The 16,402-nt window shown below is 65.7% G+C and carries 27 protein-coding genes; 26 read left to right on the top strand and 1 reads right to left on the bottom strand.

The genetic code is table 11. From position 1 onward, the window contains the following. From ACU0AG_RS00550 to ACU0AG_RS00435, 24 genes are read left to right on the top strand one after another with little or no spacing between them, the layout of a single operon-like run. Window positions 1-264, top strand: coding sequence for a hypothetical protein (locus tag ACU0AG_RS00550; RefSeq protein WP_482780305.1), 264 nt, complete (start codon window positions 1-3; stop codon window positions 262-264). Next, a complete protein-coding gene (locus ACU0AG_RS00545) occupies window positions 261-539 on the top strand; it encodes a hypothetical protein (protein WP_482780304.1) in 279 nt (92 codons plus the stop codon). The genes ACU0AG_RS00550 and ACU0AG_RS00545 overlap by 4 nt, the downstream gene beginning before the upstream one ends. Then, the gene (locus ACU0AG_RS00540) at window positions 526-981 is read left to right on the top strand and encodes a hypothetical protein (RefSeq protein WP_482780303.1); all 456 of its coding nucleotides are present in this window, start codon (window positions 526-528) and stop codon (window positions 979-981) included. The genes ACU0AG_RS00545 and ACU0AG_RS00540 overlap by 14 nt, the downstream gene beginning before the upstream one ends. Continuing rightward, a complete protein-coding gene (locus ACU0AG_RS00535) occupies window positions 981-2,933 on the top strand; it encodes a transposase domain-containing protein (protein WP_482780302.1) in 1,953 nt (650 codons plus the stop codon). The genes ACU0AG_RS00540 and ACU0AG_RS00535 overlap by 1 nt, the downstream gene beginning before the upstream one ends. Before the next feature lie 14 nt (window positions 2,934-2,947). Then, on the top strand, window positions 2,948-3,922 hold the full coding sequence (locus ACU0AG_RS00530; protein ID WP_482780301.1) for an AAA family ATPase: 975 nt from the start codon (window positions 2,948-2,950) through the stop codon (window positions 3,920-3,922). Then, complete coding sequence (locus ACU0AG_RS00525) at window positions 3,919-4,077, top strand: hypothetical protein (RefSeq protein WP_482780300.1); 159 nt, start codon at window positions 3,919-3,921, stop codon at window positions 4,075-4,077. Before ACU0AG_RS00530 ends, ACU0AG_RS00525 begins: the two co-directional genes overlap by 4 nt. Next, window positions 4,074-4,784 carry a gp16 family protein gene (locus ACU0AG_RS00520; protein ID WP_482780299.1) on the top strand — a complete coding sequence of 237 codons (711 nt, stop codon included), beginning with the start codon at window positions 4,074-4,076 and terminating at the stop codon, window positions 4,782-4,784. Before ACU0AG_RS00525 ends, ACU0AG_RS00520 begins: the two co-directional genes overlap by 4 nt. Further along, the gene (locus tag ACU0AG_RS00515; RefSeq protein ID WP_482780298.1) at window positions 4,781-4,984 is read left to right on the top strand and encodes a hypothetical protein; all 204 of its coding nucleotides are present in this window, start codon (window positions 4,781-4,783) and stop codon (window positions 4,982-4,984) included. Before ACU0AG_RS00520 ends, ACU0AG_RS00515 begins: the two co-directional genes overlap by 4 nt. Next, a complete protein-coding gene (locus ACU0AG_RS00510) occupies window positions 4,981-5,175 on the top strand; it encodes a hypothetical protein (RefSeq protein ID WP_482780297.1) in 195 nt (64 codons plus the stop codon). Before ACU0AG_RS00515 ends, ACU0AG_RS00510 begins: the two co-directional genes overlap by 4 nt. Then, window positions 5,175-5,378: a hypothetical protein gene (locus tag ACU0AG_RS00505; protein WP_482780296.1), complete on the top strand. Its 204-nt coding sequence runs from the start codon at window positions 5,175-5,177 to the stop codon at window positions 5,376-5,378. The genes ACU0AG_RS00510 and ACU0AG_RS00505 overlap by 1 nt, the downstream gene beginning before the upstream one ends. Further along, entirely contained in the window at window positions 5,375-5,773 is a 399-nt protein-coding gene (locus ACU0AG_RS00500) for a hypothetical protein (RefSeq protein ID WP_482780295.1), read from the top strand. The genes ACU0AG_RS00505 and ACU0AG_RS00500 overlap by 4 nt, the downstream gene beginning before the upstream one ends. Window positions 5,774-5,782: 9 nt before the next feature. Further along, window positions 5,783-5,983, top strand: coding sequence for a hypothetical protein (locus ACU0AG_RS00495; RefSeq protein WP_482780294.1), 201 nt, complete (start codon window positions 5,783-5,785; stop codon window positions 5,981-5,983). 56 nt (window positions 5,984-6,039) lie between these two features. Then, a complete protein-coding gene (locus ACU0AG_RS00490) occupies window positions 6,040-6,621 on the top strand; it encodes a lysozyme (protein ID WP_482780293.1) in 582 nt (193 codons plus the stop codon). 11 nt (window positions 6,622-6,632) lie between these two features. Further along, window positions 6,633-7,235 carry a hypothetical protein gene (locus ACU0AG_RS00485; protein ID WP_482780292.1) on the top strand — a complete coding sequence of 201 codons (603 nt, stop codon included), beginning with the start codon at window positions 6,633-6,635 and terminating at the stop codon, window positions 7,233-7,235. Continuing rightward, window positions 7,235-7,447, top strand: coding sequence for a TraR/DksA C4-type zinc finger protein (locus ACU0AG_RS00480; protein WP_482780291.1), 213 nt, complete (start codon window positions 7,235-7,237; stop codon window positions 7,445-7,447). Before ACU0AG_RS00485 ends, ACU0AG_RS00480 begins: the two co-directional genes overlap by 1 nt. Next, the gene (locus tag ACU0AG_RS00475; protein ID WP_482780290.1) at window positions 7,444-7,887 is read left to right on the top strand and encodes a hypothetical protein; all 444 of its coding nucleotides are present in this window, start codon (window positions 7,444-7,446) and stop codon (window positions 7,885-7,887) included. The genes ACU0AG_RS00480 and ACU0AG_RS00475 overlap by 4 nt, the downstream gene beginning before the upstream one ends. Then, the gene (locus ACU0AG_RS00470; protein WP_482780289.1) at window positions 7,884-8,312 is read left to right on the top strand and encodes a hypothetical protein; all 429 of its coding nucleotides are present in this window, start codon (window positions 7,884-7,886) and stop codon (window positions 8,310-8,312) included. The genes ACU0AG_RS00475 and ACU0AG_RS00470 overlap by 4 nt, the downstream gene beginning before the upstream one ends. Beyond that, the gene (locus tag ACU0AG_RS00465) at window positions 8,309-8,617 is read left to right on the top strand and encodes a VpaChn25_0724 family phage protein (RefSeq protein WP_482780288.1); all 309 of its coding nucleotides are present in this window, start codon (window positions 8,309-8,311) and stop codon (window positions 8,615-8,617) included. Before ACU0AG_RS00470 ends, ACU0AG_RS00465 begins: the two co-directional genes overlap by 4 nt. Window position 8,618: 1 nt before the next feature. Continuing rightward, the gene (locus tag ACU0AG_RS00460) at window positions 8,619-9,197 is read left to right on the top strand and encodes a phage protein Gp27 family protein (RefSeq protein WP_482780287.1); all 579 of its coding nucleotides are present in this window, start codon (window positions 8,619-8,621) and stop codon (window positions 9,195-9,197) included. Beyond that, window positions 9,197-9,406, top strand: coding sequence for a hypothetical protein (locus tag ACU0AG_RS00455; protein WP_482780286.1), 210 nt, complete (start codon window positions 9,197-9,199; stop codon window positions 9,404-9,406). The genes ACU0AG_RS00460 and ACU0AG_RS00455 overlap by 1 nt, the downstream gene beginning before the upstream one ends. Next, window positions 9,399-10,820: a phage terminase large subunit family protein gene (locus ACU0AG_RS00450; RefSeq protein WP_482780285.1), complete on the top strand. Its 1,422-nt coding sequence runs from the start codon at window positions 9,399-9,401 to the stop codon at window positions 10,818-10,820. Before ACU0AG_RS00455 ends, ACU0AG_RS00450 begins: the two co-directional genes overlap by 8 nt. Beyond that, entirely contained in the window at window positions 10,817-10,969 is a 153-nt protein-coding gene (locus ACU0AG_RS00445; RefSeq protein ID WP_482780284.1) for a hypothetical protein, read from the top strand. The genes ACU0AG_RS00450 and ACU0AG_RS00445 overlap by 4 nt, the downstream gene beginning before the upstream one ends. Continuing rightward, complete coding sequence (locus ACU0AG_RS00440) at window positions 10,966-13,236, top strand: phage portal protein (RefSeq protein ID WP_482780283.1); 2,271 nt, start codon at window positions 10,966-10,968, stop codon at window positions 13,234-13,236. Before ACU0AG_RS00445 ends, ACU0AG_RS00440 begins: the two co-directional genes overlap by 4 nt. 11 nt (window positions 13,237-13,247) lie before the next feature. Further along, window positions 13,248-13,970 carry an HK97 family phage prohead protease gene (locus ACU0AG_RS00435; protein WP_482780282.1) on the top strand — a complete coding sequence of 241 codons (723 nt, stop codon included), beginning with the start codon at window positions 13,248-13,250 and terminating at the stop codon, window positions 13,968-13,970. Between the two features lie 112 nt (window positions 13,971-14,082). Here the strand turns inward: ACU0AG_RS00435 and ACU0AG_RS00430 are convergent, their stop codons facing one another. Then, window positions 14,083-14,430: a thermonuclease family protein gene (locus ACU0AG_RS00430; protein ID WP_482780281.1), complete on the bottom strand. Its 348-nt coding sequence runs from the start codon at window positions 14,428-14,430 to the stop codon at window positions 14,083-14,085. Window positions 14,431-14,634: 204 nt separating this feature from the next. On the opposite strand from ACU0AG_RS00430, the gene ACU0AG_RS00425 reads away from it, so the two are divergent. Together ACU0AG_RS00425 and ACU0AG_RS00420 are read left to right on the top strand one after the other, a co-directional pair. Then, window positions 14,635-15,957 (top strand): phage major capsid protein, encoded by a 1,323-nt coding sequence (locus ACU0AG_RS00425; protein ID WP_482780280.1) that lies wholly within the window; start codon window positions 14,635-14,637, stop codon window positions 15,955-15,957. Between the two features lie 147 nt (window positions 15,958-16,104). After that, window positions 16,105-16,368 carry a hypothetical protein gene (locus tag ACU0AG_RS00420; protein ID WP_482780279.1) on the top strand — a complete coding sequence of 88 codons (264 nt, stop codon included), beginning with the start codon at window positions 16,105-16,107 and terminating at the stop codon, window positions 16,366-16,368. Window positions 16,369-16,402 lie beyond the last annotated feature (34 nt).

Below are 16,402 nucleotides of genomic sequence, written 5' to 3'. Positions count from 1 at the left end.
ATGGCGCTTGGTCCCCTCACCAAGATCGAGGTCACCCCGACGCCCGCGATGCTGGCCGAGCTGGAGGAGTTTATCTTCTTCGCCCAGCGGCCCGAGGCGGGTGATCCTTCGGTGTGCGGATATTACGACCGGCGCGGCAAGCTGCGCCGCATTGTCGCTCGCTACTCCGATGGCTGGCGCGCCCAGATCAATATCGACGCCAACGGCTACGTCACCAGCTCACGCGCCAACCTCTACCTCAAAGCCAAGGGGAAGGCCGCATGAGCGTCTGGAGAGCCCGCGCCCGCGCCCGCATCGCCGAGCTGGTCAAAGACCTGCCCGCCGATGCCACGCTCGAACAGCGCCGCAAGGCGCTGTGGGGTAAGGGCTGGCAAGCGCACGATGGGTCGAAGTGGGGCCGCAAGATGTGGGGGCAGGAGGTTCGCGCCTACCTTGCGCGCCACGGCGCTGTGTTCGGCCCGAGCAAGGCTGAGCGCCAGTTCCAGTTCCCCGATCATGTCCACTTTCCATTCCGCGGGGAGGGCCATGCCCAAGGCTAAGCCCCATCCCGGCCAGCTCGGCTTCGACTTCGCGGCTCCCGCGCCCGCCAAGGGCGTGGCCGAGCTCGCAGGGCTTGAGCGGCAGATCAATGCGCTGGTCGGCACCATCCTCGCCAGCGATCCGCGCTCGCGGGAGGTGATCGCCGCCGAGATGAGCGTCCTGCTCGACGATCATGTCAGCAAGGCGATGCTCGATGCCTATTCCTCGCCTGCGCGGCCCGATCACAAGGTTCCCGCCTCGCGCCTGTTCGCGCTGCTGGTGGTGACGGACCGGCAAGACCTGCTCGATCCGATCATGCGCAAACTCGGCGCGGCGCTGCTGGTCGGCGACGAGGTCAAGACTGCGCGGCTCGGCCAGATCGAGACGCTGCTGGGCCAGCTGCAGGACGAACGCCGCCGCCTGCGCAACGAAGCATCGCCAATCCGGGAAGGTATCGAATAATGGCCAGCCGAGCCGAAACCCTTGTCCCGCTGGAAGACGACGCATGGTTCACCGCGTCCGAGCTGGAAGAGCTCGGCCTGCCGGGCCTGCCGGGCGACAAGCGTTCGATCAACCGCCGCGCCCAGACCGAACGCTGGGCCTCGCGCCTTGGCGCTGACAGCCGCCTGCTGGTGCGCAAGCGCGCCGGTCGCGGCGGCGGGGTGGAATTTCATGCCAGCCTGCTGCCGGGCGAGGCGCGGATCGAACTGGCGCGGCGCGGACTGATCCGCACCCGCCCTGCCGAAGCGGGCAGCGCGCAGGCATCCGCCTGGGAATGGTTCGACAAGCAAAGCGCGAAGGTAAAGGCCGAAGCGCAGCGCCGCCTCGATATCGTGAACGCGATCGAGCTGCTGTGCGAAGGCGGCGCAAGCCGCACGGCTGCAGTCGCCGCCACCTCTGACGATTCGGGCGTTGGGCGATCCACCCTCTGGAACTGGCTGCGCGCTGTCGAAGGCATCGCCCGTCCCGACTGGATGGTCGCGCTTGCCCCGCGTCGGCAGGGCGGCGGGGCCGAGGCTGAAATCCACCCCGATCTGTGGCAGGCCTTTGTCAGCGATTACCTGCGCAACAGCGCCCCGACGCTGACCAGCTGTTACCGCCGCGCAGTCCGCATGGCGCAGGCCAGAGGCATCCCCGTGCCTTCCGAGCGCACCTTCAGGCGCCGGTTGGAGCGGGAATATCCCGCCGCCGTGCTGACCCTGAAGCGCGAGGGCGAGGAAGCCCTGCGCCGGTCGATCCCCGCCCAGCGCCGCAGCGTGGCAGATCTGTGCGCGCTCGAATGCGTCAACATCGACGGGCACAAGTTCGATGTCTTCGTGAAAACGCCGGATGGCCGGGTGATCCGGCCGATCATGGTGACGATCCAGGACATCTACAGCCGCAAGATGCTCGCCTGGCGTCTGGGCGGCGAGGAAAGCGCGATCCAGACGCGCCTGACCTTCGCCGATCTGTTCCGTAATTTCGGCATCCCGGCGTCCTGCGTGCTCGACAATGGCCGCGCCTTCGCTTCGAAGTGGATCACCGGCGGCGCGAAATCCCGCTTCCGTTTCAAGGTCCGCCCCGAAGACCCGACCGGCCTGCTGACCAGCCTTGGTGTGAAAATCCACTGGGCGCTGCCCTATCGTGGACAGTCCAAGCCGATCGAGCGCGGTTTCCGCGACCTGTGCGACAGCATTGCCAAGCACCCGATTTGCGAGGGTGCCTACACCGGCAACAGCCCGATGGCGAAGCCCGAGAATTACGGCGATCGCGCTGTTGAATGGGACCGCTTCGTCGCGCTGGTTGATCAGGAGATCGCCGCGCACAACGCGCAGGGCAACCGCCGCACCGAGGCCGCCAAGGGCCGCAGCTTCGACGATGCCTTCTTCGAAAGCTACGCCGCCAGCACCATCGGCAAGGCCACGCCGGAACAGCTGCGCATGGCGCTGCTCGCTGCCGACCAGAAGCTCGTCAACCGCCAGACCGGCGAGATCGAGCTGCACGGCAACCGTTACTGGCACCCCGAACTGTCCTCGCTGCGCGGTGACCGCGTGACGGTGCGGTTCGATCCCGACAACCTGCATTCCGAAATCCACATCTACGATCTGGAGGGGCGCTACATCACCGCCGCCCAGCTGATCGCCGACACCGGCTTCAGCGATGCTGCAGGGGCCAAGGAAGCGGCCAAGCGGGTCGCCGATTACCGGAAATCGGTGAAGGCGATGGCCGAAGCAGCCGACCTGATCAGCGCCGAACAGCTGGCCGAGCTTCAGGCCGGTGTCGCCCCCGCGCCCGCGCCGCAGGCCGGAGCAGTGCGCCCGGTCCGCGTGGCCGCCGCGCAGACCCGCAATTCACAACCCGACGAACCGGCAGAGGTGCTGCCGATCGACCGGATGCGGCGCGGCTTTGCCCGCCTCGCCGCCAACAACACCTGAGGAGAAAAGGGATCATGATCAACGTGAAGGACTTGCCGGTTGATGTGGAGGAGATGCGCCTCTGGATCGTCGGCTATCGCGAGATGAGCGATCCGCCGATTTCGTGGAACCAGCTGTCCCGCGAAACCGGCATTCCAGGCGGGACGCTGCAACCGTTCTGCGCGGGCACCTATCCCGGCAATAACGAGAACATCGCCCGCCGCCTGTTCCAGTTCATGCAGACGGTCGAGGCCAAGGAAAAGCGCCAGCAGACCCTGCCGGTCAATCCCGGCTTCATCGAAACCGAAACCAGCCAGCGCCTGATGATGCTGCTGGAAATCGCGCACATGGGCCGCATCACGGTCGGCGCGACGGGGCCGGGCACCGGCAAGACCAAGACGGTCCGCGAATATGGCGAACGGGCGCAGCCGGTCTGGGTCGCGACGATGAAGCCCAGCACGCACAAGCTGCTGCCGATGATCCTTGAAGTGCACAAGGCGCTGAAGCTGGACCCGCGCCGCCTGTCTGTCGCCGATGCCTCGCGCATCGTGATCGAGCGGGTGCGCGGCCGCAACGGGCTGCTGGTGATCGACGAGGCCAACTTCCTGTCGATCGAGGGGATCGAGGAGATCCGCAACTGGCACGATGAAACGGGCCTCGGCGTCTGTTTCCTCGGCAATGAGGAGCTGCTGGCGCGGATCGAGACCGGGCGGCACCGCGACCAGTTCGCCCGCCTCAACCGCCGGATCGCGATGCGCCATGTCCAGCGCCTGCCGACCCGCACCGATGTCGCGCAGTTCTGCGATGGCTGGCAGATCACCCAGCCCGATATCCGCGCCTATCTGGAAAAGATCGCGCTCACGCCGGACAGCGGCGGGCTGGGGGAATGCCAGCAGCTGATCGAAGCCGGATCGATGCTCGCCGCCGCCGATGATGAAACCCGCGGCCTTTCGATCAGCGACCTGCGCGAGGCGCAGATGTTCCGCGCAACACGGTGGATCAAGGCGTGACCCGCCTCCTCGCCATTTACCGCCAGACCGCCAGCGATCTTGATGCGCTGCGCGGCGCTGGCACCGCCCGATCCGAGGTGGTCGGGATGATGATCATCCTTGGCGGGGCGGCGCTGATCGCGCTCGGCCTCGCCGCAATCACAGGAGACGCATGATCATGGCTCTTGCAGCAGTCCGCGCCGCACCGGCGCAGTTCCCCGCCAATCCGCGCCGCCGGGCGATGCTGGCGAAGATCCACGTGGCCAAGAAGCAGCTGGCGCTGGCGGATGATGATTACCGCCAGATCATGCTCGACACCACCGGCCGCGCCAGTGCTGCCGATTGCACCGAGGCCGAGCTGGAGAAGGCGCTGAAGCGGCTTGAGGCGCAGGGCTTCAAACCGCTGCCCAAGGCAGGCCCGGCCTCGGTCAACCGGCCCGCGCAGCATCCGGTCGCCCGCAAGGCGCGGGCGATGTGGATCAGCCTCTACCATCTCGGCGCGGTGCGCAGCCCCGATGAAAAGGCGCTGGAGGCCTTCGCCAAGCGCCAGCTCGGCTGCGAACGGCTCGTCTGGGCCAACCAGTCCGATGGCTACCGCCTGATCGAGGCGCTGAAGGCGATGGCCGAGCGCAATGGCTGGTCGCAGGTGGACGCCAACGGCAACGCCTGGTCGGTGCCGCGGCTGAAGGAGCGCCTGTGCGAAGCGATCATCGCGAAGCTGAAGGCCGCGGGCGAAATTCCCGAAAGCTGGACCCTGAACGACACCGCCTTCCGCCTCTGCGGGATCGAGTGCGGCAAGGGCGGGCCGGTGACCGCCGAAGGATACGACACGATCGCCCACGCGCTGGGCAAGAAGCTGCGCGCAGCGGGAGGTGGGGAATGAGCGATCCTGAGATGCCATCGATCACCGTCCGCTTTCATGGTGACGGCATGCTCGCGCTGCTCGACCAGATGATCGACCAGCGACAGTTCCTGATGATGTCGCTCGATCACGAGACCGTGCTGAAGCGCACCTACCGCGGCCGCAAGGTCAAGATCTGTGCTGCGCTCATTGTAATCGATGACGAAGGTGGTGAAGCATGAACGCCCGCACCTCTTTCGATCGCCCTGCGCCGCTGTGCTATCACGAGGGCGAGACCAACCGCTGCCCGCAGTGTGGCAGCAAGGCCTGGAACGTCGGTCGCATGACCGCCGAATGCGGGCACTGCGGCCACCCGCTGCCGCTGGCGCAGGCCACCATCACCGGCGCGCCTGCCGAACAGGGTGAAGGCTGATGGATCGCGAAGCCGCCATCCGGTTCGCCCTGTCGCGTCGCCCCGAAAGCATCGGCATGGCACGGCTGTGCCAGGAACTGCTCGCGGATCTCGCTGGCGCGCCGGTGACCGCCAAGACGCCGGTCCTTGTGCCGATTTTGCCGCGTCCCGGCGCGCAGGGTCTGGTCCGCAATCCTTGGGGAAGGAGCGGCCGCCCGCTGTGACCAGCCCCGCCGCCCCGCTTCCCCAGGTGCTTGCCGATATCGCCATGATCGCGGGCGAGGAAGCGGCGCGCCGGATTGCGGGGGCGGTCGGCGGCACCCGCGTTTACATCCCGCCTGTCCCCGGCCCCGATCACTGGCTGAGCCAGCTGGTGGGAGAGAAAGCCGCGAGGCTGATCGCCGATCACTTCGGCGCAGGCTTCCCGGCGCGCATCGATATCCCCCTCGGCGACACCGGCTTCATTGCCAGCCAGCAGGCGCGGATCGATGCGATGATCTTGGCCGGAAGGTCCGAACGTGACATTGCGCTCGCCTGCGGATACACCGGCCGCACGGTTCGCCGCCGCCGCGCCCGGCTGAAGGGCATCCACGATTCGCGGCAGGGCAGGCTGTTCTGAGGAGTTGAGATGAGCATTTATGATCTTCTGCAAGCTCCTGTGAAGCGGACCCGGGTCACCATCGTTGGCACTCTCTTGCGCTTTGAAATCGAAGTTGAGGGGCAGGTGATCGACAACATGATCGACACCGCTGATGAAGAAATTCAGCAAGCCCTGATCGCGCTTGGCTGGTCGCCTCCGGGGCATCCGAGACTGATCTTCCCAGCCTAAGACCGGACAGGTGTCCGGGGCGCAGCGCCCACCGATTTCCCCCATCCAGCGGTCCCATGACGACCGCCCTTCTCTCCGAAAAGATGCTGCTCGAAATCGCCGAGCACGAAGGCCTTGTGCTTGAGGCCTACCGCGACAGCGTCGGCGTGCTCACCTGGGGCTTTGGCGTTACCGATGCCAGCGGCCACCGCGTCCAGCGCTATGTCGGCAACCGTTCGACGATCGAACGGGCGGTCGAGGTGTTCGAATGGCTGCTGCGGACCAAATATCTGCCCGAAGTGCGGCGCGCCTTCCCCGGCGTTACCCTGACTGAAGCGCAGCTGACTGCCGCCCTTTCGTTCCACTGGAACACCGGCGCGATCGGCACAGCGGACTGGGTGAAGTCCTTCATCGCCGGAAACCGCAACCGCGCCTGGACCCAGTTCATGAACTGGTCCCGCCCCCGCGAAATCATCGCCCGCCGCAAGGCCGAACGCGATCTGTTCTTTGATGGTCGCTGGAGCGGCGATGGCGTTGTCACGATCTACGACCGGGTCAATCCCCGCGAGCCGCGCAACCCCGTCTGGGCAAGCGCCCGGCTGATCGACATCAAGGATCAGGTCCGCGCCGCGCTGGCCCGCAATGCGGGGTCTGTCTGATGTGGCTGGCGGTGAAACTGCTCGCCTCAGGCGCGTTTGAAGGGCTCCTGAAGGGCCTTTCGGCAGCGGGTAAATGGCTCTTCAGCGACTGGCGCAACCTGCTGCTCGCGATCGTTGTGCCGTGTTACCTGTTGCTCGCCTTCATCATCACGCCCGGCCTGCGCGCCGATCTCGCCGCGACCGAGGCCAGCCTTGCCGCCGAACAGTCTGCCCATCTCGGCACCGTCAATGCCTTCCTCGCTGCATCCGCCCAGGCGCAAAAGGACGCCGAGGACAACGCCGAGCGGGTGAAGGCCGAACAGGAGATCATCACCGATGCAAGCCTTTCGACTTATCGCGCCGATCTGGCTGCCCTGCGCGCTCGCTTTGACCGCCTGCGGGCAGGAGCGGCCGCAGCCAGTTCCGGCAACGCCGAGGCAGCTGGTGTGCCCCTCTTTCCCAACGCCTCCGGCCGAGCTGATGCAGCCCCCGCGCAAGCTGGACTTCCTGCCGCCGGAAGCCTGAGCCTGCCCGACGCGCTGATCGCGTCCGAACAGGCCTTGCAGCTGCAGGCGCTGATCGACTGGGTCAATGCTCAGTCCGCCGTCCGTTTCACGCCGGAGGAGCGCCGGTGATGGATATCGGTGAACGCGGGCTCGAACGGGCCGAAGCCTTCGAGCAGCTGTCGAAAGACGCGGCTGTGGCGCGCATCCGCAACAATCTGGTCGGGCTGGGCGAGGAGTTCTGCGTCGCCTGCGGTGACCGGATCGAGGAGGCGCGCCGGATCGCGCTGCCATCCGCGAAGCGCTGCATCGATTGCCAGACCCGGCTGGAGAAGGGCCGATGATCCTCCACCTTTCCGAGCCGCTGTCCTTCGGCAAGTTCCTCAGCCTGTGGCTGCCGACGCTGGCCGTCGCGGTGGTGGTGCCCGATGTCCAGACCCCGCTGGGCGACCGCTTCCTGATCGACGTTCACGGCCTGCCGATCCCGGTGGTGACCTGCATCCTCGGCCTTGTCGGCATTGTTGCGGCGCGGCCCTTCACCGTGCGCGCCGAGGCCGATCTGGGCTGGAAGCTGCGCCTGCTGGTCAGCTTCATCATGCTGGTGCTGGTGGAGCTGTGGATCATCGAAAGCCGCCCCGGATGGCTGTTTGCCTTCGTGGTTTCCATCGGCCTCGGCTTTTCCGGTTTCTCCCTGCTCGAACTGTTCGGCGAGCAGGTGAAGGATTTCGTCCGCCGCGCTTTCGCCTCGGCCACCTCCACTATCAAAGGACCAGATGGCCAATGAGCCCCGGCAACCTCCTCGAACTGGCGATCATCGCCTTCATCGTCATCGGCATCACCGTCGCTGCGTGGCGCGGCGGGGCCAAGAACCCGGTCGGCACCGGCAGCGTGGACAAGAAGCTCGATGCCATCAAGGCTTCGATCGACAGCGAGCTGGCCGGTGTGAAGAACAAGGTCGGCCAAATCGAGCAGCGGCTGGACAAGTTCGAACGCGATGTCGCCAGCGCCGATGATGTGAAGCGGCTGGAAAAGTCGATCGACAAGCTCGCCAAGGTGCTGCCCGATATCGAGGCCCGCCAGCGCGCCCTGTCCGACAAGATGGGCGAACGCGCCGAAGCCTCTGCTGCCACCGCCGCCAAGGTCGATCACATCGATCGGCAGGTTGGCCTGATCTATTCCGTGCTGGTGCCCAAGGGGATGGAAAAGTGACCCTCAAAGCCAACCTTGCCGAAGGCATCGCCCGCGAGGCGCGTCTGCGCATCCTGCAGGTGCTGTCCGAACAGACCGATGGCAGCCTGTCCGACCTGCTGCTGAAGCGGACGCTGGACTATTTCGGCTATCGCCGCGACCGCGACTGGATCCGCACCCAGATGCGCAAGCTGGCTGATCTGGGCGCGGTGACCATCAACGAAGTCGAAGATGTCCTGTTCGCCACGCTCGCCCCGGCAGGCCGCGATCACCTGGAAGAGCGCAGCGTCATCGAAGGCGTGATGCGCCCGAACGAGGCGCGCTGAGATGGTGAGCAAGCCCAACCGTCGCGAAGGCCGCGGGCACCTGTCGTCGATCGACATGCTGCCCGACGAGGCCGAAGGCGCAATCGTCTGGGCCAATGATCAGCTGCGCGAACGCAAGCTGCCCAGCGCGGTGATCCTGACCGAGTTCAACGAGCGGCTTGCCGACCTTGGCCTCGATCCGATCAGCAAGAGCGCCTGGGGCCGCTATGCCGTGCGCAAGGCGATCCAGTTCCGCCGTCTGGACGAAATCCAGCGGATGGGCGGCGAGCTGGCGCGCACGATGGATGCCAAGGCCCCTGATGAAGTCACCGTCGCCGTTGCCGAGCTGGTGAAGGTCGCTGCGTTCGAAATCCTTGAAGAGGGCAAGGTCTCGACCTCGGGCCTGATGCAGATCAGCCGCGCCCTGCAATCGGCCGTCGCGGCGCAAAAGACCAGCGCCGAATATCGCGAGCGGCTGCAGAAGGAAGTGCAGGAGCGCCTTGCCGAGGCGGCGAAGGAAGCTGGCGAGATCGGCAAGAAGAAGGGCGTTTCGCCCGAGGCGCTGGCCGCAATCAACCGTGCGCTGATGGGGCAGGGCTGATGAGGGGCGAAGTGGAAATCCCCGGCGGCGAACCCGTCGTTTATGGTGCTGATGCTGCGCTAGTGCTCGGCGAGCGGGTGTTCGAGATGCTCGAACGGCTTCAGCCGATGCTCGGCATTCACCCTTATGCCAGGATCAACGGGGTGATCCTGATCGACGGCAAGCCCTACAAGCTTGCCCTGTCGGCTTGGGAGGAACCCAATGGGTAACGCCAAGTGCATCCCCGCCGCGCCCGATGCGATCTTCCTGCCCTATCAGGCGCGGTGGATCGAGGACGATTCCCAGCTGAAGCTGATGGAGAAGGGCCGCCAGATCGGCCTCAGCTGGGCGACCGCCTACGCCACCGTCTCGCGCACCGCGCTGGTGACCGCCCGCTTCGACCAGTGGATCAGCAGCCGCGACGATATCCAGGCGCAGCTGTTCCTTGAGGATTGCAAGTTCTGGGCGGGCAACCTGAAGATCGCCGCCGATGATCTGGGCGAGATCGTGCTCGATCCCCGCGACCGGCAGACATCCTACACCCTGCGGTTCGCCAACGGGAAGCGGATCAATTCGATGAGCTCGAACCCCAACGCGCAGGCCGGTAAGCGCGGCGGGCGCGTGCTCGACGAGTTCGCGCTGCATCCCGACCCTCGCAAGCTCTGGGCGATCGCCTATCCCGGCATCACCTGGGGCGGATCGATGGAGCTGATCAGCACGCACCGCGGCAGCAACAACTTCTTCAACCAGCTGGTGCGCGAGATCAAGGAACAGGGCAATCCCAAGGGGATCAGCCTGCACACCGTCACCTTGCAGGACGCGCTGGATCAGGGCTTCCTCTACAAGCTCCAGCAAGCCCTTCCCGATGGGGACGAGCGGCAGGCAATGGACGAGGCCGCCTATTACGATTTCGTGCGCAAGGGCGCGGCGGACGAAGAGAGCTTCCAGCAGGAATACATGTGCCGCCCGGCGGATGATGACGCGGCGTTCCTCGAATATGATCTGATCGCCCGCTGCGAATATCCGGCCGGCAAAGATTGGGAGACGATCGACAGCGGCGGCACGCTGTTCCTCGGCATCGACATCGGCCGCAAGAAAGACCTCACCGTCCTGTGGCTGCTCGAAAAGCTGGGGGACGTTTTCTTCACCCGCCGCGTCATCACCCTGCAGGCGATGACAAAGCCCGATCAGGAGAAGGTGATCTGGCCGTGGATCGCGCAGGTGCTGGCGAGCGGCGGCCGCGTGGCGATCGACAACACCGGGCTTGGCATTGGCTGGGTGGATGATGCCCAGGCCAAGTTCGGGAAATACCGGGTCGAAGGCGTCAACTTCACCGCGCAATCCAAGGAGGCGATGGCCTATCCGGTGCGCGGCACGATGGAAGACCGCCGCCTGCGCATCCCATACGATCCCAAGATCCGCGCCGATCTGCGCAGTGTCACGAAACAGGTCACGGCTGCGGGCAACATCCGCTTCACGGCCGAACGCACCGCCGATGGCCACGCCGACCGGTTCTGGGCGCTGGCACTGGCGATCCATGCGGGCAGCGATCCGAACACCGCGCCCTGGCGACCGCTGACGGGCATCACGCCGCAGAGCAGCAGCCCCGTCCTCGACCTCGACGCAAACTGGATCCCGGCATGAAGATCGGCACGCATAACCTCGGCGCGAACGGACACCGCGAGCAGACGTTCGCTCGCGTCACTTCGGAGGGGATCACCATCCAGCAGCCGGGCAGGCACGTTACCATCTCAATCGAACAGATCGCGCTGCTGAAGGAAGTCCTGGCATGAACCTCCCTGCAACCACCACCAGCGGCACCGGCGGCAACTTCCTCACCAAGGCGCTCGCCCGCGTCACCACCTCGCTCACCCAGATGCGCCATGCCGCGCAGTCGCTGTTTTTCGGCGGGCTGCTGAAGCGCACCCGGTTCGATTACGCCCGCGAGGTCGGCGACATGCTCGACGCGAGCGTGGTGATGGCGCCGGTGATGTGGCTCCAGCGCGCCCTGCCCGAAGCCAACCTTGCGATGCGCGAGCGGCTGCAGGGCGGCAAGCTGGAGCCGGTGGAGGAGCATCCGCTGCTCGAACTGATCCGCAACCCCAATCCCTTCTATGGCGATATCGCGTTGTGGAACGGCGTGATCGCCGACTTCGCAATGTGGGGCGACGCCTACCTCATCAAGGTCCGCGACCTGTCCGGCGCGGTGCGCGAGCTATGGTATGTGCCGCAGTTCATGATGGAGCCGAAGGCGGGGCTGGATGGCACCGAGTTCCTGTCGCACTACGAATACAGCCCCGGCACCGGTTATGGCCGGATGTTCATCGATCCCGACGATGTGATCCACTTCCGCAACGGGCTCAATCCCCGCGATCTGCGCCGTGGCCTTGCGCCGATGCAGAGCGTGATCCGCGAAATCTTCGCCGACATGGAAAGCAGCAACTTCGTCGCCAGCCTGCTGCGCAACATGGGTGTGCCCGGCGTAGTGATCAGCCCGAAGGCCGGCGCGATGCCAACCCCCGAGGATGTCGAGGCGACCAAGACGTGGTTCCAGCAGACCTTCAGCGGCGATGGCCGGGGCGGCACGCTGGTGATGGGCGCGCCGACCGATGTGCAGCCCTACGGTTTCAACCCGCAGCAGATGAACCTTTCGGAAGCGCGTGATGTGGCCGAAGAGCGGGTCTGCGCGGCGCTGGGCATTCCCGCGGCGGTGGTCGGCTTTGGCGCGGGGCTTCAGGCCACCAAGGTCGGCGCGACGATGGAGGAGATGCGTAAGCTCGCCTGGCACAACGGGGTGCTGCCGCTGGGCCGCGCCCTTGCCGACGAGCTGCAGCGCAGCCTGCTGCCCGATTTCGAAAAGCCGGGAAGGGGCAAGCGCCGTCTGGAGCTGTTCTGGGACACCGATCAGGTGCTCGCCCTGCAGGAGGACGAAAACCGCCAGACCGAACGCAAGCTCAAGGAGTTCGAGGCGGGCGCGATCACGCTTTACGATTACCTGGTCGAAACCGGCCGCGATGCGGACGAGAGCCACAAGTATTACCTGCGCCCGATCGCCAAGCTGGAGGTGCCGCTGGCGGTGGCAGGGAAGGGGCGGGAGCGTGATGTCGTCCCGCCGCTGACCGGCACGACTGGCGAACGCCAAAGCTACACCGTAGCCGAGCTGAGAGCTTTGGCGCGGCAGCCCAAGGCGTTGCCCGGCCCGGCAAACAAAGCCGCCAACCCGCTCGAAGACTACCTCCCCGCCAACGCCCGCGATGCCAGCCCCGAGGCGATCGAGCGGGCTGAGCGGTTCGCCCTGATGCTGCGGCGCGAGGAGCGCGGCCACCGCGATGCCTTCGCCGCCGATCTGATGCCGCTGTTCGAAAGCTGGGGCGACACTGCCAGCCGGATCGCGGCGGATGTGCTGCGCGCCAGGGGCGAGAAAGCACTCGGCGTATTCGAAACCAATGCTCGCGGCGAAAAGGCTTACCATGTCAAGGAGAGCGAGCTGATCCAGCAGATCATCGACCTGCTCAACCTCGAAGCGTGGGAGCAGCAGCTCTCGTCACGCTATCAGGCCCAATATCTCGCGATCGCCCGCAAGACCGCTGCAGCGCTTGAGGAGGCGGGCTTCGGCACCGGCCTGCCTGATCCGGTGATGCGCCAGATCATCGCGGCGGGCGGCACGCGGGCGGGCCTGATCGATGTCGATGCCCAGACGCGTCAGGCGATCTTCGACGCGCTGGCGGAAGGCCGCGCCCAGGGCGAAGGCGTCCAGGCGCTCGCCAACCGTATCGCCAACCAGGTGGAAGGCGGGCACTGGGGCAACGCCGAAACCCGCGCCCGCGTGATCGCCCGGACCGAGACCAAGCACGCGCAGAACATCTCGACGCTGGAGGCAGGCGCTGCTGCCGGGGTCACCGAATATGTGATCTTCGACGGGCGCTTCGGGGAACCGCGATCCGAGCTCAGCCACATCGCCCGCGACGGCAAGATCGTGTCGGCCGAGGACGCGATGATCATGGCGACCAACATGCGCCCCAACTGCACCCTTTCTTTCGCACCGCACTTCAGCCTGTAAGGACCAGACCGATGCTCACCAAGAACCTGACCGTCACCGAGATGGGCGAAACCGGCAAGGGCCTCGCCATCCTCGCCCGGCTCAACGAAGTCGATCACGATGGCGACACCTATCAGAAGGGCGCTTTCAGCTGGAAGGGCGAGCAGTGGTGTCCGCTGATCCACCACCATGATCGCTACCAGATGCCGTTCGGCAAGGCGCGGGTCTATGAAGATGGCGACATCGCCTATGCCGAGCTGCACCTCAATCTGGAAACGGCGGCGGGCAGGGATTGGCACAAGGCGCTGCTGTTCGATCTGGCGACCGGGAAGGCGGTGCAGGAGTATTCCTACGGCTTCGATGTCGTCGATGCCGATTTTCAGGTGCGCGGCGAAAACCGGGTGCGGATCCTGAAGCAGCTCGATGTGCACGAAGTTTCGACCGTCATTCGCGGCGCAGGGCGCGGCACCGGCACGCTCAGCATGAAGGCGCTGAAGGAGGCAGGCTTTGCCCCGCTGATCGCTGGCCTTGGCGAACTGGCGGAAGCGCTGGGCGGCGATCCGGCAACACTCTCGGCGACCGGGCGCAAGCAGCTGGAGCAGATCCACGCGGCGCTGGGAAAGGCGTTGTCGTCGCCTACCGCTTCGCTGCTTGAGGCGGGTGATCCCGATGCCGAGGCCAAGGCCCGCGACATGATCGCCAATGAAATCGCCCGCAACGAGACGCGGGAGGCCCGGATCAGGTTGGGGCTGTAAAACCCCTCCAGAATGCCCCAGAATTGATTTGAGGCCCTCCGCCCGCCAAAAATCGGGCGAGGGCCCTCTTAGGGGCTCTTAAATCGGCCCTAAGGGGCATTTGATGCCGACCCTACCCGCACCAGTCCTTCCGGTTCGGCCAGCGGGTCGCCAGACCTTCTTTCACCAGCTGGTCGCCGATCCGGCCGAACCGGGCGAGCGTGCGGCCATAGCGATCCCGGCCGGTGACCGTGATCGTGACCTTGCGGGAATTGAGCAGCACCACCAGCCGGTCACGCGCAGCGATGGCGCGGCGGCGTTCGGCGGGGCAGCGGCCATTCAGCTCCGGCGTGTCGATATCGCTGATGCGGATCTTGTCGCCCTGCCACCAGACGGTGTCGCCATCGTGGACGCAATGATGGCGCGGGCCTGAAGCCGGACAGACGGCTATCGCGGCGGCGCTTGCAAGGGCAAGGAGCATTCCGGCAGCCTAGCAGCGCGACGATCATTTGCCGAATCGCGGCTTTGCGGTTAGGCAGAGCGCATCCCGAAATCGCAGTTTTCCCTCGCGACCGGACATCTGTCCGGGGCGCAAGCGCGGCGTTTCTGCTCTCAATACGTCTCCACCGGTTTCAACCGGGCGCGGGCACTTTCGCCCTCTGCCCGGACCAGTGGAGAAAACGCGATGTCCGATATCAAGACCCTTCCGCTCGATAAGGCGCAGGAAAAGATGCAGGCGCGGGCCGAAGAGCTGCGCACGATCCTCAAGCAGGCTGAGCAGCCTGATGGCACCCTCGACGCATCCAAGGTCACGGTCGATGGCCTGAGCCTCAAGAATTCCGACGATCTGGTCGTCGAGGTCAAGCGGCGCAACGCCGAGCTTGACGAGATCGCTGATCACGTCGTCGGTTTGCAGACGATCAAGAATGCGGCCGACCGGCTCGACAGCTTCGCCAAGGGCCTGCGCAACTTCCCGCTGCCGGGCGCTGGCGGCGGCAACCCGGCCAACCTCGCCCAGTTCAAGTCGATCGGCGAACTGGTCACCGAAGGCAAGTCGTTCAAGGAATGGCACGCCAAGGGCTGTCCGCAGGGCTTCGACTTTGCCTTCGACGACATGCTCGGTTCGGATTACCTCGCCAAGACCGCGCAGTTCGAAACGATCGGTCGCAAGGCACTGATGAGCACCACCGCCGGTTTTGCGCCGGAAAGTCTGCGCCTGCCCGGCTTCGTCGAAGCGCCAACCCGCCCGCTGCAGCTGGTCGATATCCTGCCGGTGGGCCGCACCGGCCAGAACGCGGTTCCTTTCATGGAAGAAACCACCCGCACCCACGCAGCTGCTGAAGTCGCCGAAGGCGGCACCTACGCCGAGAGCACCTTCCTGTTCACCCAGCGCAGCGTGCCTGTGGTGAAGATCGGTGACAGCCTGCCGGTGACCGACGAGCAGCTGGAAGACGTTGCCCTGGTCGAAAGCTACATCAACTCCCGCCTCGGCTTTGGAGTGCGCCAGCGGCTCGACGGTCAGGCGCTCAACGGTAACGGCACCTCGCCCAACCTGCGCGGCATCCTGAACACCGCTGGTATCCAGACGCAGGCCAAGGGCGCTGATCCGGTGATGGACGCGATCTTCAAGGCAATCATCAATATCAGTCTGGTCGGTCGGGCAATGGCGACCCACATCGTGATGCACCCGCGCGACTTCCAGCGCATCCGCCTCACCCGCACGGCTGACGGCATCTACATTTACGGTTCGCCAGTGGAAGCTGGTCCGACCCGTCTGTGGGGTCTGCCGGTGGTGATGAACGATGCGATCGCAGAAGGCACCGCGCTCGTCGGCGCATTCGATCCGAGCTGGATCACCCTGTTCGAACGCCGCGGCGTCGATATCCAGATGGGCTATGTCGGCACGCAGTTCACTTCGGGCTTGCGCACCATGCGCGCCGACATTCGCGCCGCGCTGGCGGTGTTCCGCCCGGCAGCCTTCTGCACCGCGACCGGCCTCAACGCCTGATGATCTCTCCCGCGAGCGGGTTTGATCCTTGTCCCGCTCGCATCCCTCCGGGGCCGGTCTTCCCCCCAACCAAGCAGACCGGCCCCGGCTTTCCCGGCGGTTCCTTCGACCATCGAACCGCCCGGCAAGCCCCTTCAGGAGAAACCCATGTCCGTCACCCAGTCCGGCTTCAACCGCACCGTTGCCACCGCCGTTGTGCCCGGCGGGCCGATCGGCGAGATCGCTGTTCCCGGCATCCGCGCAGGCGACACCATCCTCAGCGTGGTTTCAGTCACCAGCGCCAATCCGCCGGTGGCCACCGCTCGCACCGCCAACGCTTCGATCCCCGCTGGCAGCGAAGGCAAGATCGCCATCGCTTCGGTGGTGACCACCGGCCTCCACCTCGTGGTGACCTGGGCGAAGGCCCAGTGACGCCTGCCCGATGATCCACTTCAACAAGGAAACC

Source organism: Erythrobacter sp. RANMB8, assembly GCF_056848235.1.
This window is presented reverse-complemented; position numbering and strand designations above follow the sequence as displayed.

Coding starts and splice junctions, on each gene's coding strand:
- ACU0AG_RS00550 (WP_482780305.1), top strand. CDS start 1: ATGGCGCTTGGTCCCCTCACCAAGATCGAGGTCACCCCGACGCCCGCG.
- ACU0AG_RS00545 (WP_482780304.1), top strand. CDS start 261: ATGAGCGTCTGGAGAGCCCGCGCCCGCGCCCGCATCGCCGAGCTGGTC.
- ACU0AG_RS00540 (WP_482780303.1), top strand. CDS start 526: ATGCCCAAGGCTAAGCCCCATCCCGGCCAGCTCGGCTTCGACTTCGCG.
- ACU0AG_RS00535 (WP_482780302.1), top strand. CDS start 981: ATGGCCAGCCGAGCCGAAACCCTTGTCCCGCTGGAAGACGACGCATGG.
- ACU0AG_RS00530 (WP_482780301.1), top strand. CDS start 2,948: ATGATCAACGTGAAGGACTTGCCGGTTGATGTGGAGGAGATGCGCCTC.
- ACU0AG_RS00520 (WP_482780299.1), top strand. CDS start 4,074: ATGATCATGGCTCTTGCAGCAGTCCGCGCCGCACCGGCGCAGTTCCCC.
- ACU0AG_RS00515 (WP_482780298.1), top strand. CDS start 4,781: ATGAGCGATCCTGAGATGCCATCGATCACCGTCCGCTTTCATGGTGAC.
- ACU0AG_RS00510 (WP_482780297.1), top strand. CDS start 4,981: ATGAACGCCCGCACCTCTTTCGATCGCCCTGCGCCGCTGTGCTATCAC.
- ACU0AG_RS00505 (WP_482780296.1), top strand. CDS start 5,175: ATGGATCGCGAAGCCGCCATCCGGTTCGCCCTGTCGCGTCGCCCCGAA.
- ACU0AG_RS00495 (WP_482780294.1), top strand. CDS start 5,783: ATGAGCATTTATGATCTTCTGCAAGCTCCTGTGAAGCGGACCCGGGTC.
- ACU0AG_RS00490 (WP_482780293.1), top strand. CDS start 6,040: ATGACGACCGCCCTTCTCTCCGAAAAGATGCTGCTCGAAATCGCCGAG.
- ACU0AG_RS00480 (WP_482780291.1), top strand. CDS start 7,235: ATGGATATCGGTGAACGCGGGCTCGAACGGGCCGAAGCCTTCGAGCAG.
- ACU0AG_RS00475 (WP_482780290.1), top strand. CDS start 7,444: ATGATCCTCCACCTTTCCGAGCCGCTGTCCTTCGGCAAGTTCCTCAGC.
- ACU0AG_RS00470 (WP_482780289.1), top strand. CDS start 7,884: ATGAGCCCCGGCAACCTCCTCGAACTGGCGATCATCGCCTTCATCGTC.
- ACU0AG_RS00460 (WP_482780287.1), top strand. CDS start 8,619: ATGGTGAGCAAGCCCAACCGTCGCGAAGGCCGCGGGCACCTGTCGTCG.
- ACU0AG_RS00455 (WP_482780286.1), top strand. CDS start 9,197: ATGAGGGGCGAAGTGGAAATCCCCGGCGGCGAACCCGTCGTTTATGGT.
- ACU0AG_RS00450 (WP_482780285.1), top strand. CDS start 9,399: ATGGGTAACGCCAAGTGCATCCCCGCCGCGCCCGATGCGATCTTCCTG.
- ACU0AG_RS00445 (WP_482780284.1), top strand. CDS start 10,817: ATGAAGATCGGCACGCATAACCTCGGCGCGAACGGACACCGCGAGCAG.
- ACU0AG_RS00440 (WP_482780283.1), top strand. CDS start 10,966: ATGAACCTCCCTGCAACCACCACCAGCGGCACCGGCGGCAACTTCCTC.
- ACU0AG_RS00435 (WP_482780282.1), top strand. CDS start 13,248: ATGCTCACCAAGAACCTGACCGTCACCGAGATGGGCGAAACCGGCAAG.
- ACU0AG_RS00430 (WP_482780281.1), bottom strand. CDS start 14,430: ATGCTCCTTGCCCTTGCAAGCGCCGCCGCGATAGCCGTCTGTCCGGCT.
- ACU0AG_RS00425 (WP_482780280.1), top strand. CDS start 14,635: ATGTCCGATATCAAGACCCTTCCGCTCGATAAGGCGCAGGAAAAGATG.
- ACU0AG_RS00420 (WP_482780279.1), top strand. CDS start 16,105: ATGTCCGTCACCCAGTCCGGCTTCAACCGCACCGTTGCCACCGCCGTT.